The 20,715-nt window shown below is 38.0% G+C and carries 17 protein-coding genes; 11 read left to right on the top strand and 6 right to left on the bottom strand.

Annotated features, from left to right (window positions below; all coding sequences use genetic code 11):
• Window positions 1-24: 24 nt before the first annotated feature.
• Together ACM46_RS16190 and ACM46_RS16185 are read right to left on the bottom strand one after the other, a co-directional pair.
• Entirely contained in the window at window positions 25-888 is an 864-nt protein-coding gene (locus tag ACM46_RS16190; RefSeq protein ID WP_048507718.1) for an SPFH domain-containing protein, read from the bottom strand.
• A 272-nt stretch (window positions 889-1,160) separates the two neighbouring features.
• Window positions 1,161-4,430 (bottom strand): cytochrome c biogenesis protein CcsA, encoded by a 3,270-nt coding sequence (locus tag ACM46_RS16185; RefSeq protein WP_048507717.1) that lies wholly within the window; start codon window positions 4,428-4,430, stop codon window positions 1,161-1,163.
• A gap of 524 nt (window positions 4,431-4,954) precedes the next feature.
• Here ACM46_RS16185 and ACM46_RS16180 point away from each other — a divergent pair.
• From ACM46_RS16180 to ACM46_RS16160, 5 genes are all read left to right on the top strand, one after another.
• A complete protein-coding gene (locus tag ACM46_RS16180; protein WP_048507716.1) occupies window positions 4,955-7,507 on the top strand; it encodes an FtsK/SpoIIIE family DNA translocase in 2,553 nt (850 codons plus the stop codon).
• A 65-nt stretch (window positions 7,508-7,572) separates the two neighbouring features.
• Window positions 7,573-8,220, top strand: coding sequence for an outer membrane lipoprotein periplasmic chaperone LolA1 (lolA1, locus tag ACM46_RS16175; protein ID WP_048507836.1), 648 nt, complete (start codon window positions 7,573-7,575; stop codon window positions 8,218-8,220).
• A 128-nt stretch (window positions 8,221-8,348) separates the two neighbouring features.
• Window positions 8,349-9,803 carry an LptF/LptG family permease gene (locus ACM46_RS16170; protein ID WP_048507715.1) on the top strand — a complete coding sequence of 485 codons (1,455 nt, stop codon included), beginning with the start codon at window positions 8,349-8,351 and terminating at the stop codon, window positions 9,801-9,803.
• 185 nt (window positions 9,804-9,988) lie between these two features.
• Entirely contained in the window at window positions 9,989-10,783 is a 795-nt protein-coding gene (locus ACM46_RS16165) for a hypothetical protein (RefSeq protein ID WP_131707614.1), read from the top strand.
• Between the two features lie 325 nt (window positions 10,784-11,108).
• Window positions 11,109-11,753 (top strand): hypothetical protein, encoded by a 645-nt coding sequence (locus ACM46_RS16160; protein WP_048507713.1) that lies wholly within the window; start codon window positions 11,109-11,111, stop codon window positions 11,751-11,753.
• A gap of 55 nt (window positions 11,754-11,808) precedes the next feature.
• On the opposite strand, the gene frr is transcribed toward ACM46_RS16160, so the two are convergent.
• Together frr and pyrH are read right to left on the bottom strand one after the other, a co-directional pair.
• Window positions 11,809-12,363 (bottom strand): ribosome recycling factor, encoded by a 555-nt coding sequence (gene frr, locus ACM46_RS16155; protein ID WP_048507712.1) that lies wholly within the window; start codon window positions 12,361-12,363, stop codon window positions 11,809-11,811.
• A 155-nt stretch (window positions 12,364-12,518) separates the two neighbouring features.
• Window positions 12,519-13,226 (bottom strand): UMP kinase, encoded by a 708-nt coding sequence (gene pyrH, locus ACM46_RS16150; RefSeq protein ID WP_040999212.1) that lies wholly within the window; start codon window positions 13,224-13,226, stop codon window positions 12,519-12,521.
• Window positions 13,227-13,391: 165 nt separating this feature from the next.
• Between pyrH and porQ the strand changes: the two genes are divergently transcribed.
• The 5 genes from porQ to ACM46_RS16125 all read left to right on the top strand — a co-directional run bounded on the left by porQ (window position 13,392) and on the right by ACM46_RS16125 (window position 16,479).
• Window positions 13,392-14,384: a type IX secretion system protein PorQ gene (porQ, locus tag ACM46_RS16145; RefSeq protein WP_048507711.1), complete on the top strand. Its 993-nt coding sequence runs from the start codon at window positions 13,392-13,394 to the stop codon at window positions 14,382-14,384.
• Between the two features lie 83 nt (window positions 14,385-14,467).
• The gene (gene cmk, locus ACM46_RS16140; RefSeq protein ID WP_048507710.1) at window positions 14,468-15,142 is read left to right on the top strand and encodes a (d)CMP kinase; all 675 of its coding nucleotides are present in this window, start codon (window positions 14,468-14,470) and stop codon (window positions 15,140-15,142) included.
• 97 nt (window positions 15,143-15,239) lie between these two features.
• The gene (locus ACM46_RS16135) at window positions 15,240-15,590 is read left to right on the top strand and encodes a YtxH domain-containing protein (RefSeq protein ID WP_048507709.1); all 351 of its coding nucleotides are present in this window, start codon (window positions 15,240-15,242) and stop codon (window positions 15,588-15,590) included.
• A 79-nt stretch (window positions 15,591-15,669) separates the two neighbouring features.
• A complete protein-coding gene (locus ACM46_RS16130) occupies window positions 15,670-15,978 on the top strand; it encodes a phage holin family protein (RefSeq protein WP_048507708.1) in 309 nt (102 codons plus the stop codon).
• Window positions 15,979-15,981: 3 nt separating this feature from the next.
• Window positions 15,982-16,479, top strand: coding sequence for a hypothetical protein (locus tag ACM46_RS16125; RefSeq protein WP_048507707.1), 498 nt, complete (start codon window positions 15,982-15,984; stop codon window positions 16,477-16,479).
• A 284-nt stretch (window positions 16,480-16,763) separates the two neighbouring features.
• Here the strand turns inward: ACM46_RS16125 and ACM46_RS16120 are convergent, their stop codons facing one another.
• On the bottom strand, window positions 16,764-17,489 hold the full coding sequence (locus ACM46_RS16120; RefSeq protein WP_048507706.1) for a TrmH family RNA methyltransferase: 726 nt from the start codon (window positions 17,487-17,489) through the stop codon (window positions 16,764-16,766).
• Here ACM46_RS16120 and tamL point away from each other — a divergent pair.
• Window positions 17,475-20,105: a translocation and assembly module lipoprotein TamL gene (gene tamL / locus ACM46_RS16115; RefSeq protein WP_048507705.1), complete on the top strand. Its 2,631-nt coding sequence runs from the start codon at window positions 17,475-17,477 to the stop codon at window positions 20,103-20,105. The genes ACM46_RS16120 and tamL overlap by 15 nt on opposite strands.
• On the opposite strand, the gene ACM46_RS16110 is transcribed toward tamL, so the two are convergent.
• Window positions 20,102-20,710: a SanA/YdcF family protein gene (locus ACM46_RS16110; RefSeq protein WP_420911839.1), complete on the bottom strand. Its 609-nt coding sequence runs from the start codon at window positions 20,708-20,710 to the stop codon at window positions 20,102-20,104. The two genes, tamL and ACM46_RS16110, sit on opposite strands and share 4 nt — an antisense overlap.
• Window positions 20,711-20,715: the final 5 nt, after the last annotated feature.

Here is a 20,715-nt window from a genome sequence, read left to right as displayed (position 1 = left end):
CATTCTTCATTCTTCATTCTTCATTTAATAAAGCGTTCCTGCATTCAAGATGGGAGTTGCTGCTTTTTCACCGCAAAGCACCACCATTAAATTGCTTACCATAGCCGCTTTTCTTTCGTCATCCAGCTCTACAATATTTTCTTCCGAAAGTTTTTTCAATGCCAGGTCTACCATGCCTACTGCTCCTTCCACAATCTTTGTTCTTGCCGCAACAATAGCCGTAGCCTGCTGTCTCTGAAGCATTGCTCCTGCAATTTCCGATGCATAGGCCAGGTGAGAAATTCTCGCTTCCTGAATGACGATTCCTGCTTTTGAAAGACGGTCTGTAAGCTCCTGCTCCAGGATAGAATTGATTTTATCGCCACCTTCTCTCAAGGTAATCGGCGCATGGTCGTCTTCCAAATTATCGTAAGGAAAACTCATTGCCAAATGACGCACTGCTGCTTCACTCTGCATTCTTACAAAGTCTGAATAGCGCTCAACATCAAAAGCTGCTTTATAGGTATCTCCTACTTTCCATACCATGACAACGGCAATTTCAATAGGATTCCCCATTTTGTCATTTACTTTCAAAGTCTGCCCCTGAAGGTTTTCTGAACGAAGAGACATTTTCTGTGATGAATACAGAGGATTGATGAAAAACAAACCGTTATCCTTTACTGTACCCACATATCTTCCAAAGAAATTCAATACCCTTGAATGATTAGGCTGAATGATCATCAGTCCTTTCAGAAAGAAACAGAACAGCAGAAAACAAAGCATAGCAATAATCACATAGGTGATACTCTGCTCAACTCCGGAAATAAAAAAATAAACAGCTCCGACAAATAAAACCAGACAGAATACTAATGCCAGATAACCGGACATAGGTTTTAATACTTTTTCCATGATTGTAATTTTAAATTTGATATTAATTTGATATCATAAAGATATGGATAAGTTTTTAATTTTGAATGATTGGAGATAGTTTTTTTTGATGCGGGTTTCGGGATACGAGTTACGAGGTGTGGGGTACGAGATGCGCTGGGTATGGGAGCTCTGTTGATAGAATAGAATAAATTCCGAAACCCGAACCTGAAAAACTCGTACCTCGAATCCCGCACAAAAAAAATCCCGAAAAATAAATTCCGGGATTTCAGTTGTTATACTGTAAATATTTTTTATTTCTTCGTTAAGGTTTTAAACTTGAAGTAAGAAACCGCTGATAAGAGAAGCATTGTTCCCAGGCCGATGTATACCCATGCCGGAACAGGAACAGGATCTCCTGCTGCGTAAGAGTGAAGTCCGCTCAGGTAATAATTAACTCCGAAGTAGGTCATCACCATAGAACAGAAGGCAAACATGGTTGCTACGTGGAACGCCCATCTGCTTCTTAATCCGGGAACCAATCTCATGTGTAATACAAAAGCATATACCATGATGGAGATGAATGCCCATGTTTCTTTCGGGTCCCAGCTCCAGTATCTTCCCCAGGATTCATTGGCCCAGATTCCTCCTAAGAAGTTTCCTACTGTTAAGGCAAAAAGACCGATTGTAAGGGACATTTCAGAAACGATTACCAATTCTTTTAATGTTGTATCGTGGTGAATTCTATAGGTGTCTTTATTTGAAATAATATAGAATACCAGAGAAATTACAGCAATAATCATGGACAATGCGAAGAAACCATAACTTGATGTAATAATCGCTACGTGAACAATCAGCCAGTAAGATTTCAATACAGGAACAAGCGGCGTGATCTGCGGATCAAGTGCGGAACCACCGTGCGCAAATCCCATCATAATAACAGCCACCATAAATCCGGCTGCAGGGATAAGTGCATTAGCATTTCTGTATAAAACAAGTCCTGCTGTAATCCCCACCCAAGAGATGAAAATAATAGCTTCATAACCGTTGCTCCATGGCGCGTGTCCTGAGATATACCATCTTGCCACAAGGCCTAAGAAGTGACATAAATATCCAACCAGACCTATAGCAATAATTACTTTGATTACTTTAGTTAAAATTTTATTTGACTTGAATAACTCTACAAATCCTAAGATCAACAATAATCCACCTATTATGGTGTAGAAAATCAACAATTTGAAGTTGATATTCACTTCGTTCATGAAAACCTCAAGATCTACTTTAGATTTTGCAGGAACTACTGCTTTCCCCCATTTCTGCTGATATTCTGAAAGCTTTACCAGTTCAGCATCTGCCTTGCTCCAGTCTCCTGTTTTCTGAGCCGTAAGAGCCGCTGCAAAATAAGGTCCCATTACCTGCTGAGATTCCATATCCGGTTCGAATTTCTGATCAAGCCATGAATGCCATGTGTGGTTGGCATCATTTTTTACAGGAACAATTCTCATAAACTGACCGCTGAAAAACTCATTGAAGATCTGTACCCTTTCGTTCACCGCAATTACTTCTTTATCATAATTGGTCTGCTCAGAAGGTTTTTTACGGAATGCAGTGTTATAATCATGCTCAAGAAGATAAGTCATGGTTCCATTGGCATCCGCAGGGAAAAGGTTCATCAGTGAAGTATACCCTTCATCATCAGCCTTAGTTTTATTTTTCAATTCATCACCTCCTTTTGTACCGATTTTGATCATGGGTACCATTGTCCAGCTCGGTGTATCTGTATTGACAGACAGAAACCACTGGTTAGCCGTAAGAGACTTTCCGTCTGTTCCCTTGAATTCGTCTTTTTTGTATAATTTTCTTAAAACATCCAGAGCTTCCGTATTGATAGGAACAATCCTACCATCAAAATTCTGTACCAGAAGATATCCGAATTTGTCCGCATGCTCTTTGCTGATTCTGTTTCTTGCAATGATTTCATCCGGAGAAATAGATCTCATTTTATTCATTGGCGTTGCCAGAGAGTTCTGTTTTGGAGCAGCACCATCAAGTGGTTGTGCAGACGGAGCCGGAGCGTGAGAATGATCGTCTCCTTCCACATGAATATGTTCTCTGCTTCCGTCAGTTGTTCCGTGAGTTTCTATCTTCTGTGCATTTAAGCCTAAGCTCAACAACACTAGAAGTACTGCAGCTGTTTTCTTTTTATTAACATCAGTCAGCATTTTATTCAGTTTCCAGAAATGAGTTCCTTTCCAGAAGAAGATCACAAACATTCCCAAGAATAATAGTCCGTATCCGATATAAGAAATGATAGTTCCCCAGAAATCGTGGTTCACAGAAAGTACGGTTCCCATTCTGTCCGGGTCAAAGCTTGACTGGAAGAAGCGGTATCCTTTATGGTTTAGAACGTGGTTCATATAGATCTTATAAGGAGTTTCTTTTCCTTCGTCAATGATTTTTACGTGGCTTTCATAAGCACTTGGAGATGAACTTCCAGGATATGTTTCCATCACGAAGTCATCCAGCTTCAATGCAAAAGGCGTGTTGTATACTTTTGGTCCGAAACCAACCATAATATTCAGTCCGTCCATTGTTACCTGCTTGAATGCATTCGGATTACCTTTTTCTACAGAAAGATCTACCAATTGTTTTGTTTTTGGGCCCTGAAGCTCTATTCTAAGCACGTCAGGTACCATAGCGTCTTTCTTTTTGTCCCCTTCGAAAGCCATCAGTCTTCCTTTTTTAAGGCCTTCAGGAACAACCAGTTTCAATTCGTTGATCGTATATAAACTTCTTAAAACCAAAGGCTGAAACTCATCTTTTTTAGTGGTGCCCGTAGCCTGAGTAGCCATGGTCATAAATGCAGCATCAACAGGAGTTTTAATGAATATTTTTCCGTCTTCTTTTTTAAATTCTACAGCCCCTTCTATCGCTCTGTTGAACGTTACCAAAGTTCCGTTGATAGATTTTGTCTCGCCCGGTTTGATGTAGATATTCTGTCTTCCGGTAGTTCCTGTGGATACCAGGTGAAGATATTCTGTTCCGTTTGGTTCAGCAATTAGGCTGTCTTTTTTTCTCTGGATATAATCTTTTGTAAAAACTTTTACTTCTTTTCCATGAAAGTCGTAGGTTGCTTTAAAATCTTTGTGCAGAGGAGACATCAGATAAGGAACATCCTGATAGTTAAGAACATCTCCCTTCTCCTCGACCTGGATCTTAAAGAAATTCTTATCGGTCACAATCTCATTGGAAGTTTCACCTTCTCTGATGTGCATAGTCCCTTCAAAACTGATGTATCTGGTGATGGCACCTCCTATAAAAATCAGGATAAAAGCAAGGTGGAAAACCAGTACCGGCCATTTTTCCCTTCTCCAGAGTCTATATCTTCCGATATTTCCTACGAAGTTGAGAATGAGCAGGAACATGATTAATTCAAACCATTTTGCTTCATAAATTAGAGCTTTGGCTGTAGGAGTTCCGTAGTCGTTTTCTAAGAACGTTGCATACGCCATTGCAAATGCATACACCAGTAACAGCACAGCCATTGTTCTGGTTGAGATAAGAATATCTTGGAGCTTCTTCATGATTTATTTTACTTGACATGCAAAAATAAGGATGATAAACAACAAAGAGGCTAAAAAAAGCTGTTTTTTGTCATTTTGGAGCCTATTTCAGTTATTTTGAACCATTCTTAATAACGTGAAAAATATTATAGAAAATTCAATTTTTAAATTCATAAAATTCCGGATACAATCTACCTATCCGTCTGATTGAAAGCTTCTATTTGCAATTGTCGAAAAAAGCTTACTGACAAAAGATAATTAAACCTTTACAATAAACCCATCTCCTTTAGAAACCACATTTGAAAACTCAGTATTTATTTTATATTTTCTCCGTTTTTTCAATTTATGGAATAAAATTAGTTGAGGAGTAATCATGCTTATTTAGGTAAGTGAAAAAAACATACATTATGATTACATTTTAATGAAAAAAAATATCCGGAAGAGACAGTGTAATTTTAAAAAATAACCCTAAATTACGCTATCTTTTGAACAAAAAAAGATTCTATTAATGTTGAAAAAACATTAAATTTGCCCACATTGATATTATGGATAAAAAGACACAGACAAAACCGACTGAATCGCCTGATAAAGGCAAAATCTTATCTAAGCCAAGAATTTTTTTCGGGCTTACCTTTATACTTTTTTCTGTTGTTCTCGCTCTTTCCTTCATTTCTTATTTGATGAACTGGAAGGCAGATCAGAGCCAGGCAGGAACCATGACCGATAAAACGATAAAATCTTCTAATATCTTTGGGAAGGTGGGCGACTGGCTGGGGAATATTTTCATATTCGAAAGCATAGGTATTGCTTCTTTCATTATCGCCTTTTTATTTCTGGTTGTAGGAACCCTTATTCTTAAAAAAAGAACTTTCAAGCCATGGAAAACCATTGGTCATTCTTTGTTTTTTATCTGCTGGCTTCCTATTTTCATGGGGGCAGTTACGAAAGGACAGGGAGTTTTGGGTGGCGTATACGGTTATCAGATTATGGATTATCTTAATGCCATTATAGGATCTGTAGGACTTTGGGTGGTATTGGCTGCCAGTATTCTTTTATACTTTATCCTGGAATTCAATCTTCGTCCAAGCTCTGTTAAGGCTAAACTGGATAAAATCAATGATAGTACAATCGGTAAAATGAAATCCATGATGCCAAGCTCTGAGGAAAACTTTGAAGCTGATGAGGAACTTGAAGAGGAAGCTAAAGAATCAGCACCGAATGTAACAGTTACTGACGTGTCTAATACGCCAGAACCTAAAACAAAGCAAAACGATCCGGTAAATGTTCCGAAAGGATTTCCTGAGGTTCAGCCTACAACAGATATAGAGACGATTGTAACGCCTAATCATACTTCGTTTGAAGAGGAAGAAAAGCCTGTGAATTTCAATCTGAACACAAAACCTTCTGTTCCTACATCAACACCGGAGCAGGCTTTTGACATGACTCCTGTGAGTCCGGCTATTACGACTCCTGTTCCTCCGGTTACCTCTACCCAAAACGATATCAAATTCAATGTGGAAGTTGCTCAGGCAGTTGATGTACTGGATGATTCAGACAGAAAATCTCAGGAGCTTGTAGAAAAGCACGGACTGTATGATCATAAACTTGATCTGGCAGGGTTTCAGATGCCTCCGGTAGAATTACTAAAAGATTATGGCAGCGAAGAAATATCCATCAATAAAGAGGAATTAGAAGAAAACAAAAATAAAATTGTAGGACTTCTGAAAAACTTCAACGTGGGTATTTCAGAAATTAAAGCAACCATCGGGCCTACCGTTACACTATACGAAATTGTTCCGGAAGCAGGAATCAGGGTATCTGCCATTAAGAAACTTCAGGATGATATCGCTCTGAATCTTTCCGCACTGGGAATCAGAATCATTGCACCGATGCCTGGAAAAGGAACTATCGGGATTGAAGTTCCGAGAAAGAATCCTACTATGGTTTCCATGCGTTCTGTGATTGCTTCTCATAAATTCCAGAATACGGATATGGATCTTCCTGTTGTATTCGGAAAGACTATTTCGAATGAAGTTTTTATGGCTGACCTTTCCAAAATGCCGCACTTGCTGATGGCCGGAGCCACAGGACAGGGTAAATCCGTAGGTATTAATGCCATTCTTACGTCTCTTCTTTACAAAAAACACCCGAGCGAACTGAAATTCGTTATGGTGGATCCTAAGAAGGTGGAACTTTCATTATATTCAAAAATCGAAAGACATTATCTGGCCAAACTTCCAGATGCGGATGAAGCCATCATTACAGATACCAACAAAGTAATCAATACCCTGAATTCTCTTTGTGTAGAGATGGATACCAGATATGACCTTCTTAAAAATGCATTCTGTAAAAACTTAAAAGAGTACAACAAAAAGTTTACGGAAAGAAAATTAAATCCTGAGAACGGACACCGTTTCCTTCCTTATATCGTATTGGTTGTAGATGAGTTTGCAGATCTTATCATGACGGCAGGAAAAGAAGTTGAACTTCCTATTGCCAGACTAGCCCAGTTGGCAAGAGCCGTGGGAATCCACCTTATTGTAGCTACACAGCGACCTTCCGTAAACGTAATCACGGGTATGATTAAGGCTAACTTCCCTGCAAGAGCTGCCTTCAGAGTAATTTCCAGTGTGGATTCAAGAACTATTCTTGATTCTCCGGGTGCAGACCAGCTGATTGGTAAAGGAGACATGCTTTATTTCAACGGAAATGAAATTTTAAGACTTCAGTGTGCTTTCGTGGACACTCCGGAAGTGGAAAGACTGGCAGAATATATTGGGGAACAAAAAGGATATGCATCTGCGTTTATTCTTCCTGAATTTGTTTCTGAAGATTCTACAAGTACAGTGGGAGCTTTTGATCCGAATGAAAAAGATGCTTTGTTTGAAGAAGCTGCAAGAATTATTGTTTCTACGCAACAGGGATCTACCTCTATGCTTCAGAGACAGCTGAAGTTAGGCTATAACAGGGCAGGAAGAATCATGGATCAACTTGAAGCAAGCGGAATTGTAGGAGGATTTAATGGGGCAAAAGCAAGAGAAGTGATTATCAGTGATCTTCATTCTTTGGAACAGTTTTTGGAAGATTTGCGTAATTAAAGGGAAAAATGCCGGATCAGTTTAGTCTGACAGCATTAATGTTTAAAGTTTATTCAATTAAAAAAATGAAAAATATTATTTCAAAAGTTATAATCGGAAGTTTTGTAATAGGTGCCGTAGGATTTGCCGAAGCACAGAAAATTGATGCGAAAGCAAAAAAGATCCTGGATGATATCACAGCCAATTATAACTCCAAAAAGAATTCTTACTTCAAGTTTTCTTTCGGAACAGGTGTAAACGGGCAGGTAACCAAAACAGAACCGGGAATTTATTACTCTGCAGGAGATAAATATAAACTGAAGATCATGGATACGGAACAGATCTTCGACGGAAGCAAAATTTACAATATCAATGCAGATGATATGGAAGTTACAATTGCAAAACCTAACGGAAGCAGCAGCATGTTCTCCCCTATCAACTATCTTACTACCTACAGAAACGATTATAACGTAACGTATAACGGAAAGAAAAATGTAAACGGAGTCAATGCAGACTTTATTAAACTGACTCCGGTAAAATCCAACGGAATACAGTCTGTTTATCTGTTTGTAGATTCTGCAAAAAAGCAGATGGTTAAATTGGAGCAGCATGGAAACAATAAAGATGTAGCCGTTATTGCCATTAAAGAGTATAAGGAGAACCAGGATCTTGACGCTAATATGTTTGTTTTCGACAAGAATAAGTTCAAGAATTACGTCATCACGGAATTGTAGTGAAGAGAAAAGGCAAAAAGGCGAAGAAAGCTGAGAAGGCTAATAAGCAAATTTGCTATTAAATAAAAAGTAATAAAATTTATAAGAGCCACAAGTAAACTTTGTGGCTTTTTCATTAATTTTGGCGCATGTTAAAAATACTAGACCGATATATCATAAAAACCTTCTTTGGGCCGTTTTTCTTTATATTCAGCGTTTTGTTTTTCATCTTTATTGTAAACATTATCTGGGTTCAGCTGGGGCAGTTCATGGGAAAAGGATTAAGCTACTGGCAGATCCTCAAACTTCTTTTCTACCTCGGAGTAAGTGTTATCAGTATGGTACTTCCGCTTACCATCCTGCTGGCGAGTATTATGTCCTTCGGTGAATTTGGAGAACGCTATGAGCTCGCCGCCATGAAAGCAGCGGGAATTTCCCTTACCAGAGTTATGGCTCCTTTGTTGGGTGTGGCCACTATACTGGCTATTATGCTGTTCTTTTTCTCCAACAATATTATTCCGGATTTCCAGAAGAAAGCCAAAAACATGCTTTTCAATATTGCCCAGACCAAACCTGCTTTAAATTTTACTCCGGGACAGTTCATTGACCAGATTCCGGGATATATGGTGAAATTCGATAAAATCTACGGGGAAAACGGAGAAAGTATAGAAGGTGTTTTTGTACACAGAAAAGCCAGCAATTATGAAAATCAGCAGTCTATTGTAGCAGAAAAAGGGAAATTTGTTCCTGCGGCTAACAAGAATTTCCTGAAGCTTGAGCTTTATAACGGTTATGTATTTGAAGACAATTTCGCCGGAAAAGGTGAAAACGTAAGACTTAAGCAACCGGATCAGGCTATTAAATTTGATACATTGGTTTCCCATTTCGACATCAGCGAAATCATCAACAAAGCCATAGAAAAAGAGCAGATCACAGACGACTACCGTTTCCAGACATATGGACAGCTGAATGCAACTGTTGATAAAAGTAAAAAAGAAAATGAAGCCTTCTTTTCAAGTGTCAGTGCCGATGTACTGAGCCAGACGAATTCCATGATCAACTACATGGATAAAAACAAGTCCAAAACGCTTGCAAAACAGCAGATCAAACTGGATACCGTAAAAGGCGATAAAAAGCTGGATATTCTCTTTAATGCATACAGCAGGCTGGACAACTTAAAGTCAACGGCTTCCGGTAAAAAGAACGATTTCACTTCGAATGTAAAATATTTCAGTAAAGTAGTGATCTACCAGCAGAGAATTATTTCTTATTCTGTTACCTGTATTATCTTCTTCCTGATCGGAGCCAGTTTAGGATCTATTATCAGAAAAGGAGGAATGGGACTTCCGGTGATTATTGCAATCGTTATCTTCATCATCTTCTATGTGATGAATCTTGGTATTGAAAATATTGCATGGGGCGGTGGAATGAGTCCTTATCTTGCAGCATGGCTTCCCAACCTTATCCTTCTGCCTTTTGGAGTATGGATGACTTATAAAGCATTGACCGATTCACAGCTGTTTGATGCAGAGAAATACAAAGCTCTCCTCAAACCTATTACAAAAAGGTTTTCTAAAAATAAGGAACATAAGAGGTATCAATAATCTTAATTAAAAGATTAAAAAATTCAAAAATTAAAAGATTGAAGCATTTAAAGATTTATAAATTTAATGAATATAGGGCCCCGGAATTTCCGGGTCTTTTTATTTAAAACTTGTGGTATAAAGGGTATTTGGAAGTAATAGATAAAAAACTATATTTACAAAAAATTGTTAAAAACGATAACTACATGAAAAAAATACTAGTATTTAGTTTTTTCGCATTAATGTATTTCCCTGCATTTGCACAGGAGGACAATACGGATTATGATTTGAGAAATGATGAAAAGTATGGTTACATCATCGACAAAGGAGGCAAAAAGATCGAAGGTATTGTAAGAATGAACGGAGATGCCAATAATCCCTGGAACAATCAGAAAAAAGTAAAATTTGTTGCCGCATCCGATATAGATAAGTCTAAAAAGAAACAGAAATTCAAAACTTTTGATTCGGATGATATTAAGGAATATATTGCCTTTGATGAAAACAGCAATGAAAGGCATTTTGAAATGATTAAGTACACCAACACTAAAGAAGGTTTCAATACAGCTACCGGAGGTTTAAGCGGAAACATCAAAGCATTCAACAACCTTACTAAAAGCACTCAGTTTGCAGAAGTGGTAAAAGACGGCAAAATTAAAGTATACAAGCTGTACGGCTACCCTACTACCTTTGCAGCCGGACAGGGCCAGATTGATGCAGCAGACCGCGAAACCCAAAGACTTAAAAATGCCCCTTCCTATATCTACTCCAAAAAAGGAGGAAAAATTGAGGAACTGACTTTAGCCAAAGCTAAAATAATTATAGCCGACTGCAGCTACGCAAAAGGTAAGCTGACCAGCGGCGCCTATGCCTCTCTTAAAAATGATGAAAAAAAGAGATCCGGACTTGGAAAACTGATCAAAAGCCAGATTGATGACGTAATGTCAAACGTTCCGGAAATTGTGGAAGAAGTGATCACCGATTACAACGAAAACTGTAAATAAATTTCATTACATAAATAGAAAAAGGTTCAGAAGTTCTGGGCCTTTTTTGTTTGGATTGAGCCCTGATAAAAAACAGTTGTTATTGAGAATCCTTGTCAAGGATTTTTCCCGTAAATCTTGCTCCGGGTAATTAGCCGGATAAAAAAATTAACAAACCTATTCTGTAGTATATCTTTACAAGCCTCAATAATTCCCCCCTTTCAATTTCAAACTTACTGATATAAAAAAAGAAATGCTTTATTCTGGATCTTTTTCTATTTTAGTCCCAGTTATTTTGATGAACAGTAATTCTTTACCCGGTTTTTAAATCATAACAAAAAAGTATATGAAAAAAATAGTTCTCATCCTTAGTGTTCTTTTTCTTTTTTCATGTAAAAACGATAAAGATAAAACAGCAATTCATGTTTCTGTTTCAAAAAATGAAGCCCCTTCAAAGCAAGATACTGTCCCTGCAAAAAACGAAACAGATCTTATTAATCAGATAAAAAAAGACTATGCTGCTCTTCATGCAGAACTGGAATCCAAAAAGCTCAGTCCTGCAGGATTTCAGTACAACTGCAATGAGGAACCTTTAGGAGAGGTGACTTTTTATTCAGATCAGGGAGAAATTAAAGTGATAGAACATTCTTACGCAGAACACAGTCATTTCTCAGCCTCCGAAAGATATTTTATCAAAAACGGGAAGCCTTTCTTTATTGTTAAGCAGGAAACGGAATGGAGTTTTGACGGAGGAACCCCTGAAAAACCTGTTACCAAAGATGATATTATAGAAACGCGTATCTATCTTAACGATGACAGAGCCGTGCAGTGCCTCGAAAAAAAATACACCATCCGGTCCGACCGCAAAGATCCTTCTGCATCAGACAAAGTTCCCGGTAAAAAAATCCAATGCAACACGGAAGAACTTCTGAAAACATACCAGTCATTATTAAAACACAGAGACCAGCGAGGCGAAATCAAATGCCTGTAAAAACAAAAAGAGGTTCCCACAGAAACCTCTTTTTTGTATTTTCAAAGTCTGAAAATTATACTTTCATAATTTCAGCTTCTTTATTTTTAAGATGCTCATCGCAAGTCTTAACATATTTGTCCGTATAGTTTTGAATTTCCTCTTCCACTCCTTTTACAACATCTTCAGAAACTCCGTCCAGCTTTTTAAGTTCTTTCAGGCCGTCCTGTCTCGCATTTCTGATGGTTACTTTTGTACCTTCAGCTTCTACTTTAGCCTGCTTCGCCAGTTCTCTTCTTCTCTCCTCTGTTAAAGGCGGAACGTTAAGAATAATATTTTCTCCGTTATTAGAAGGGGCAAAACCTAAATTTGAATTGATGATTGCTTTTTCAATAGCACCAATTGCTGTTCTGTCCCAAGGTTGAATAGAGATAGTCATTGCATCCGGCACAGAAACATTCGCAACCTGGTTGATAGGAGTTGGAGCTCCGTAATATTCTACCATTACATCCTGAACCATAGACGTAGAAGCACGTCCTGCTCTAATTCTTTGAAATGCATGATCCAGGTGCTTTACAGCTGCATCCATGTCCTGTTTTACCGATTCTAATATAAGATCTAATTCTTCCATTATATAGCTAAAATTTGATAAGTTACACATTTTATAAATGATAAATAATAAGTAATGGGTAATGAGCAATAAGCGAAGGGTAATTTTTAAATTTTTAAATCTTTTAATTTTTAAATTTTCTAATCACCTGCAACCTATTCTCTGCCACCTGCTCCCTATAAATCTACTAAAGTCCCTACATTTTCCCCGTCTACAATCTTTTCCAGATTACCATCTTTATTCATATCGAATACAATAATCGGTAATTTGTTTTCGTGGCTTAGGGTGAAGGCTGTCATATCCATTACTTTAAGGTTTTTGGCATATACCTCGTCGAATGATAATGAATTGTATTTTACAGCATCTGCATTTTTTTCAGGATCGCTGTCGTAGATTCCGTCTACTCTGGTTCCTTTTAAGATTACATCTGCACCAATTTCAATAGCTCTAAGAGTCGCTGCTGTATCTGTAGTAAAATAAGGGTTTCCTGTTCCTGCTCCGAAGATCACTACTCTTCCTTTTTCAAGATGTCTTACGGCTCTTCTTTTGATGAAAGGTTCAGCTACTTTATCCATTTCGATAGCAGACTGAAGTCTGGTTTTGATTCCTGCATCTTCAAGTGCCCCCTGAAGAGCCATTCCGTTGATTACCGTTGCCAGCATTCCCATATAGTCTCCCTGCACACGGTCCATTCCTTTTGCAGCTCCTGCTACTCCACGGAAAATGTTTCCTCCTCCAATTACAATTGCCACTTCGCAGCCTTTTTCTACTACTTTTTTGATTTCAGCGGCATATTCCTGCAGTCTTTCATTGTCTATACCATATTGTCTGTTCCCCATTAAGGCCTCACCACTCAGTTTCAGAAGGATTCTTTTATATTTCATCTTTAATTTTTAATAAACTTACCGGAGCCAATTTCTCCGAAATTTGATTTTGCAAATATAATCATTAAAAATATTGAAAAAAGAAAAATATTTACGCAGAAATAATGTCAGAAATATTTTGATAAGTACGAAAAAGGATTATTTTTGCATTAATTATAAATTGAATTGAAGAAAATTGTCATTTTTTCATTATTTCTGTCAGGAATTGTTTCTTATGCGCAAACAGGAACAAATGTTTATCCTTTCTTAAACATCCCTGTATCTGCCCGACAGGCTGCCTTAGGCGGCGATGCAATTTCCGTCAGAGATCATGATGTTTCCTTTGCTATTGCAAACCCGTCACTCCTTAATAGAGATTCAGACAAGCAGCTTTCTGTGAATGCCGCAGCTTATCTTGCTGACTCCAAATATGGTACCGTTGCTTATGCCAGAGACTTCGACAACGGGCATATGGCGACCATCAATGCCAGATATATGACCTATGGAAGCATTCCCAGAACCGACGAAAGCGGCTATGAAAACGGGCAATTCAAAGCTTCAGACGTAGCCATAGGAGCCGGTTATGCTTATCAGTTTGAAGAAGACTGGACGATTGGTGGTGGCATCAACTTCATTACTTCAAAAATCGACAATTATACTTCCTCGGCCATCTCCGGAACTGCAGGAGTTACCTATCATAACAAAAAAAACAAAGAAGCTCTGTCTCTTGTTCTCCGAAATTTCGGTTTCCAGCTGAAATCCTTTAACGGAACCAGAGAAAATCTTCCGTTCAGAATAGATTTGGGCTACACCAGAATCCTTAAAGCGATCCCGCTGGCTGTGACTATTACGGCTCACGATCTTCAACAGTTCGATATTTCTTCGGATTATAATATCAACGGACAGGAAGTAGGCTTCGGGCGAAAACTTGCCGACCACTTTTCCATAGGCGCAGAACTTTTCCCTGAGAAAAGCTTTAACATCAGACTGGGATACAATGCAAAAAGAGGAAACGAGCTTGCTGTAGCAGATCAGAGAAATTTTTCAGGACTTTCCGGCGGATTTGGAATTAAACTGAGAAGATTCCGTATTGATTATGCTCACGTAAGATATCACAACTCTTCCAATGTGAACCAGATAGGAGTCTCTATGGACCTTAGCAGCCACGCAGGAGAATAGTTTCAGAATAAAAATTTACAGAACAACATAGATTTTTTTCTGTACAACCTTGATTTTCTAAAAAAAATCTTGAAATTTGCGGTATGAAAAAACCTGTAATAGCTATCGATGGGTACTCGTCTACCGGAAAAAGTTCAATCTCCAAAGTCATTGCCGAGAAACTGGATCTTATACATCTGGATACCGGCGCACTTTACCGGGGCGTTACATGGTTTGCCTTACAGAACTGTACAGATGGGACCGACACCATCAATCTTCAGGAGCTTTTCTCTTCTTTAGACCAGATAGAACTTGAATTCAGAAACCACGATGGAGAACTGATCCTTTATCTTAATCATATTGATATTTCCAAGCAGATCCGTACCCCGGAAGTTTCCGATAATGTAAGTCTTGTCGCCAAACAGAAAGAAGTAAGAGACTTTCTTCTTCACTCGCAGCGCTCATTGGCAGAAAAAGGGGGCATTATTATGGACGGACGTGACATAGGGACAGTAGTTCTGCCAAATGCGGACTATAAATTCTTCCTGACTGCCAGTATTGACGAAAGAACCAACAGAAGATATTTTGAACTGGCCGGTTTAGGAATTCAGACAGACAGAGAGCAGGTAAAACAGAACCTCATAGATCGCGACAAGATTGACAGTGAAAGGGAAATCGCTCCTTTAAAACAGGCAGAGGACGCCATTGTCATAGACAATACGGAGCTTACAAAAGAAGAAACCATAGATCTTATTCTATCTCACATCAACAAGATTTAACAATTTTTAATAGGAAGAAAACCTCCTTTGGTATACAAATTGTACATTTTGACCCAGTAAAAAACTAATATTTTATTAACTATTAAAAAAGCTAAAAATGTCGAAAAACGCAAAAAATACAGCAGGTATATTGGCAGGACTTCTTGCAGGTGCTGCAGCGGGTGTAATCTTAGGAATGCTTTATGCACCGGAAGAAGGTAAGGAAACCAGAAAAAAAATCAAAAATAAAGCAGACGATCTTAAGGATCAGGCTAAAAACAAATACGGTGAAGTTTCCGAAAAAGTAAAAGACCAATACAGCAATATTTCTTCTACTTTTAAAGAAACTGCCAGCAGCGTAGCTCATACTGTAAAAGACGGTTATGATAAATACAAAGATCAGATTGTTTCCAAAACAGCAGATGTAGTAAAGGATGTAGAAGCTGAACTAAACGATCTTAAAAAATAAATAATTTATTTTTTGAGTAAATTATGAGAAGGAACTTTTTGTGAGAAAGTTCCTTTTTTTGTAACTTTAAAAAAAAACAATGATAGAGACTATTAAAGAATATGCATCAAAGAGAATAGATCTTCTGAAAATTGAAGCTACTGAAAAATCTTCTCTTTCTGCAGGGCTTATTACCTACTTTGTAGTACTGCTGGTTGCTTTTACTTTTTTTATTATCCTTTTCAATTTCGGAATGGCATTTCTTATTGGTAAAGCATTGGATAATACTTCCTACGGATTCCTGATTGTTGCTGCTTTTTATGTACTCGTAATGGCTCTTATTATGGCTTTTAAAAATAAGCTTGTCAATATGGTTGCAGATCAGGTTATTAAATTTTTAAATCATTAAACTATGGGTAGAAAATACGAAAGCATCGAAGAACTGAGAAGAAAGAAAAAACTGCTTCAGGGTGAAATCAATGATCTTGAAAATCTTCTTACCTTTAAAAATACCAAAGAAAGCCTGAGTGCATTTACCAACGGGCTTACAGACCAATATCTGCAGGAAAAAGTAGATGAAGACGGTGATGAAAAAGTAGTGCTCCGAAAAGATGTTATTGCCAGACAGCTTACTTCCGAAGTAAAAGATATGTTTATCAATAAAAATACAGCTGTAGGAATCGCAAGTACCGCATTAGGCGGCAATGTGACAGACAGTCTGATTAAACTTGGCATCACCGCAGTAGTCGGGAATTATGCCAAAAAGAATATGAAAAGCCCCAACTGGAAGAAAAAGCTTTTGGGCGCAGCTATGATTTACCTCGCTCCTATTGCTTTGAAATACGTCAGAAAAAAACTGGAAGTCTATCAGAAAAACAAAAGTGTTTCCAGCTTGGAACAGCTCATATAGTTTAGAATATAGAAATTAGAGGTTAGAAATTAGATATTAGTTGATGAAAGCCGGAATACCATTATTAGTTTTTTGAATGACTTAAAATACTAGCCGTAAGAATATTCTTTATTTCCTCTAAACCCCTCTAACTTCTAACCTCTAATTTCTAACTTCTATTCAGTATTAGTTGATGAAAGCCGGAATACCATTATTAGTTTTTTGAATGATTTAAAATACTAACCACGAGAATATTCTTTATTCCTTCTAAAACCCTCTAATTTCTAACCTCTAAATTCTAAATTCTATTTAGAAAACAATTGTCCCAAAATAATTCCCGCCGCCATAGAAACATTCAGGCTTTCCGTAGACTGGGATTTTCCAAATCTTGGAATGGTGATGCATTTCTGAAGAAGCTTTTCCGTTTCCACACGCATTCCGTTTCCTTCGTTACCCAGAATCAGATTCATTTTTTTCGGCTTTTCAAAAGTATAGATATTCTCCCCTTCCATATCCGTTCCGATATTTACATTCTCTGTTCCGGAAAGGTATTCGGTAAGATGGGTATAAACCATATTAACCCGTGTAAAAGACCCCATCGTTGCCTGAATCACTTTCGGATTGTAAAAATCTACGGTGTCTTCACTGCAGATAATCTGTTCTATTCCGAACCAGTCTGCCAGACGGATAATAGTCCCCAGATTTCCCGGATCCTGAATTCCATCCAGCACCAATTGTACATCTTTATCTTCCGTTTTTTCTTCATCGGCAAGATAGCACACCGCCACGGAATCTTTAGGGGTTTTCAGGAAGCTGATTTTTTTCAGCTCATTTTCAGTGATCTGTATAATAGGAACATCAGTGCGGTCCAATTTTTGTGGATCGGTAGAATATATTTCTTTAACTTTAAAATTAGATTCAGAAAGTTCGCAAATGATTTTATTACCTTCAACCAAAAACAAATTGTATTTTTGTCTGAACTTCTTTTTATCTAAAGACTGTAAAACTTTTATTGTATGAGCTGTAAGCATTATAAGAATTCTCCTCAAAAATATTATAAAATTATCTCATTTGCAACATTTGTTGGTCTCCTTTATGCCTGCAGTACGACTAAAAAAGTTCCGGACGGTGAATATCTGCTTACCAGAAACAACTTTGAGTTCGAAGATAAGAAAGAATCTTTCGATGATGAACTGAAAGATTACGTTCAGCAGAAACCCAATAAAAAGCAGCTTCTTTTCATGCCATTAAGTTTAGGATTTTATAATATGGCGAATCCTAAATATGATACTCTTCTCAACGAATACATGACGTATCCTGATGAAATGAGAAACCAGAAACTGAGAGATTCTCTTTTCCTTAAATACAATATGAAAAGCAGTTTGGGAAAAACCCTGTTTATGGACCGTCTGCTTCACAGCTGGGGAACACCGCCTGTAATTCTGGACCAGAGCAGAAGTGAAAAAAGTACGGAATCCATAGAGAAAAGACTTACCTACAGAGGTTTTTGGGATGCTGATGTACATCTTAAACATGATATTGATTCCGCCTCAAAAAAAGCGGAAGTTAATTACTTTATCAAGCACAATCAGCCTACTTATATTAAAGATTACTATTATAATATTACAGATCCTACGGTAAAAGGTCTGTACTGGCAAAAGCTGGATAAGAGTCTTATCAGAGCGGGACAAAGGCTTGACCAGACTGTTCTGGAAAAAGAAGTCACAAGAATTACGGAGCTGATGCGGGAAAACGGATACTATAAATTCAATAATACGAATGAAGAGATCTACTTTGTTGCAGATTCACTGAAAAGCAAAACACAGGTTCCTTTAACCCTGGAGATCCATAAGGACTCTGCGGATCATCCTTATAAAATGGCAACTATCGGAAATATTGATGTGGCCATCGTTAATGAAGCAAGCGATTTTCCTAAGAATACCATAAAAGACAGTTTAAGAAGAATCAGATTTCATAAAATGGATAACAGCTACAAAACATCTTCCTTATGGAGGGCAGTTATTGTAGACAGTAAGAAAATTTATGACCAAAAGAATCTTGACCTTACGAAAAGAAATTTCCTCGCTATGAACAATTTCAGCATTCTGAAGGCCAGAGATTCTTTAAGAAGAGGCGGAGGAACTGCTCCTAATGATAGTATCGTGGACGTTCTTTACGTATTGAAACCCCTTCCGAAATACGAGCTTAAAGTAGGAACGGATATCAACTATTCCCAGCTCCTGAATCTTGGGGTATCTCCTTCTGTAGACCTTACGACGAGGAATGTTTTCAAAGGGGCAGAAAACCTTTCAACCAGCATTTCCGGAACCTTCGGATCCATAAGAAGTACGAAAAACATTGATAAGAAAGACCTGGCTTACGAAATTTCTGCGCAGGCTTCCCTTAATTTCCCGAGACTTCTTCTGCCGTTTGAGTATTATAAACTTCTTCCGAAAAGATATACGCCTACTTCTTCCATTCTTCTGGGAGCATCGGTGCAAAATAATATTGGATTAGGGAGGGTTAACTTCAATACCGGACTGAATTATCAGGCTAATGTTAATGATCAGGTATCACACAGGCTTACCCTTTTCAATACCCAGGTCAGTCTTACGAAAAATAAAGATGCCTATTATGATTATTTTGCGAATGATAATGTCATAAAGGACGATATGTTCAGTAATTATTTTACCTATACTTCTGCTTCTACTGATCCGCAGATTGCAAATATTCAGAACAGGTACCTTTCTGGGCAGCTTAGTATTGATGATGTTTCGCAGATGATCCTGAAAGATCTTAATTACTTAGGTACGCTTGATAAGAAAGGCCAGGATCTCCTGTTGGCATTTATGGGATCTCTCGTAAATAAAGACAGACAGACTCAGGACATCTTAATATCTTCTATGATCTACAATTTTGTGTATAGTGAGATCGGTAAAAAAGATTATCCAAACGCTTTTTATTTTAATGGTAAAGTAGAACTTGCCGGAAATATTTTAAGCATATTCAATCAGAAAAGAGATGCGGGAGGTGTTGTAACCAACCCGCAGAGAACCATATTCGGAATTCCTTATGCGCAGTTTGTGAAGTTTGATATCGATACCCGGAAATATTTTAAATTCAATGGTAATCAGACCCTGGTTTTACGCCAGTTTATCGGTGTTGGTATTCCTTATGGCAACTCTACTGATATGCCCGTTATTAAGTCTTATTTCAATGGTGGATCCAATGATATCAGAGCATGGGTGGCATTTGGAGGGTTAGGTCCTTCAGATTCTCAGGTTGACGAGAGAGTCCGTACCTATATGACGAACAATGTAAAGCTGACCACGAATATAGAATACAGAATTCCGTTTAATGAAATGTATGAAGGGGCTTTATTTACCGATATCGGAAACACCTGGAGTATTCGAAAATCCGATGGAAGCGGAGGTTATGGAGATGAGTTTAAATTCAACAAATTCCTGGGACAAATGGGTATCGGGAGTGGATTTGGTTTAAGGGTGAATGTCGCTTATATCACATTCAGACTTGACTTAGCTTACAAGATCTACGATCCGAATAAACCTGATGGAGACCGATGGAGATTTAAAAACATCCAGCCGTTCAAACCTACACTGAATATCGCATTCGGATATCCTTTCTAATCCGGAGAAATTCCCAATATGAAATACACTACAGCAATCACTCTGGCGAGTATTTCCCGGACCTGATTTCTGTAGTAACTTTCAGGTTTGGTGACATCCTGCGCATCAAATCCAAGGGCATTCATATTATTATTTCTTGCAAAAAACAACGCACGAAGGTTATGAAAGCCCTGTGATACAATAATCACATCTTTCTTTTTGTAAACGTCTTTACAACGCAGAATACTTTTGTAGGTATTAAATCCTTTCGGATCTTCAATAATGATATCCCCCGGAACTCCTTCCTGATTAACCAGATAATTCTTCATGGCACCAGGTTCGTTATAGCCCTTACTTTTTTCGCCACTTACAATGATCTTTTTGATCTTACCGTGATGATACAAAAGGGCTGCCGCATCCATTCTTTTGGTAAAATAAGGATTGGAAAGACCGGATCTCATTTTAGGCGAAGTTCCCAGCACCAGAGCAATTTCCCTCGGAGGGATCTTTGAAATTTTAGTATACGTTCGTCCGTTGGTGAGCCCGAAAACCCAGGCATTACAAAGACATATCAACAGAATTCCCAATTCCGCAGATACAACCCCTAAGTTAAATATGTTCCTGATAACTC

Source organism: Chryseobacterium angstadtii (assembly GCF_001045465.1).
Lineage (GTDB): Bacteria > Bacteroidota > Bacteroidia > Flavobacteriales > Weeksellaceae > Chryseobacterium > Chryseobacterium angstadtii.
This window is presented reverse-complemented; position numbering and strand designations above follow the sequence as displayed.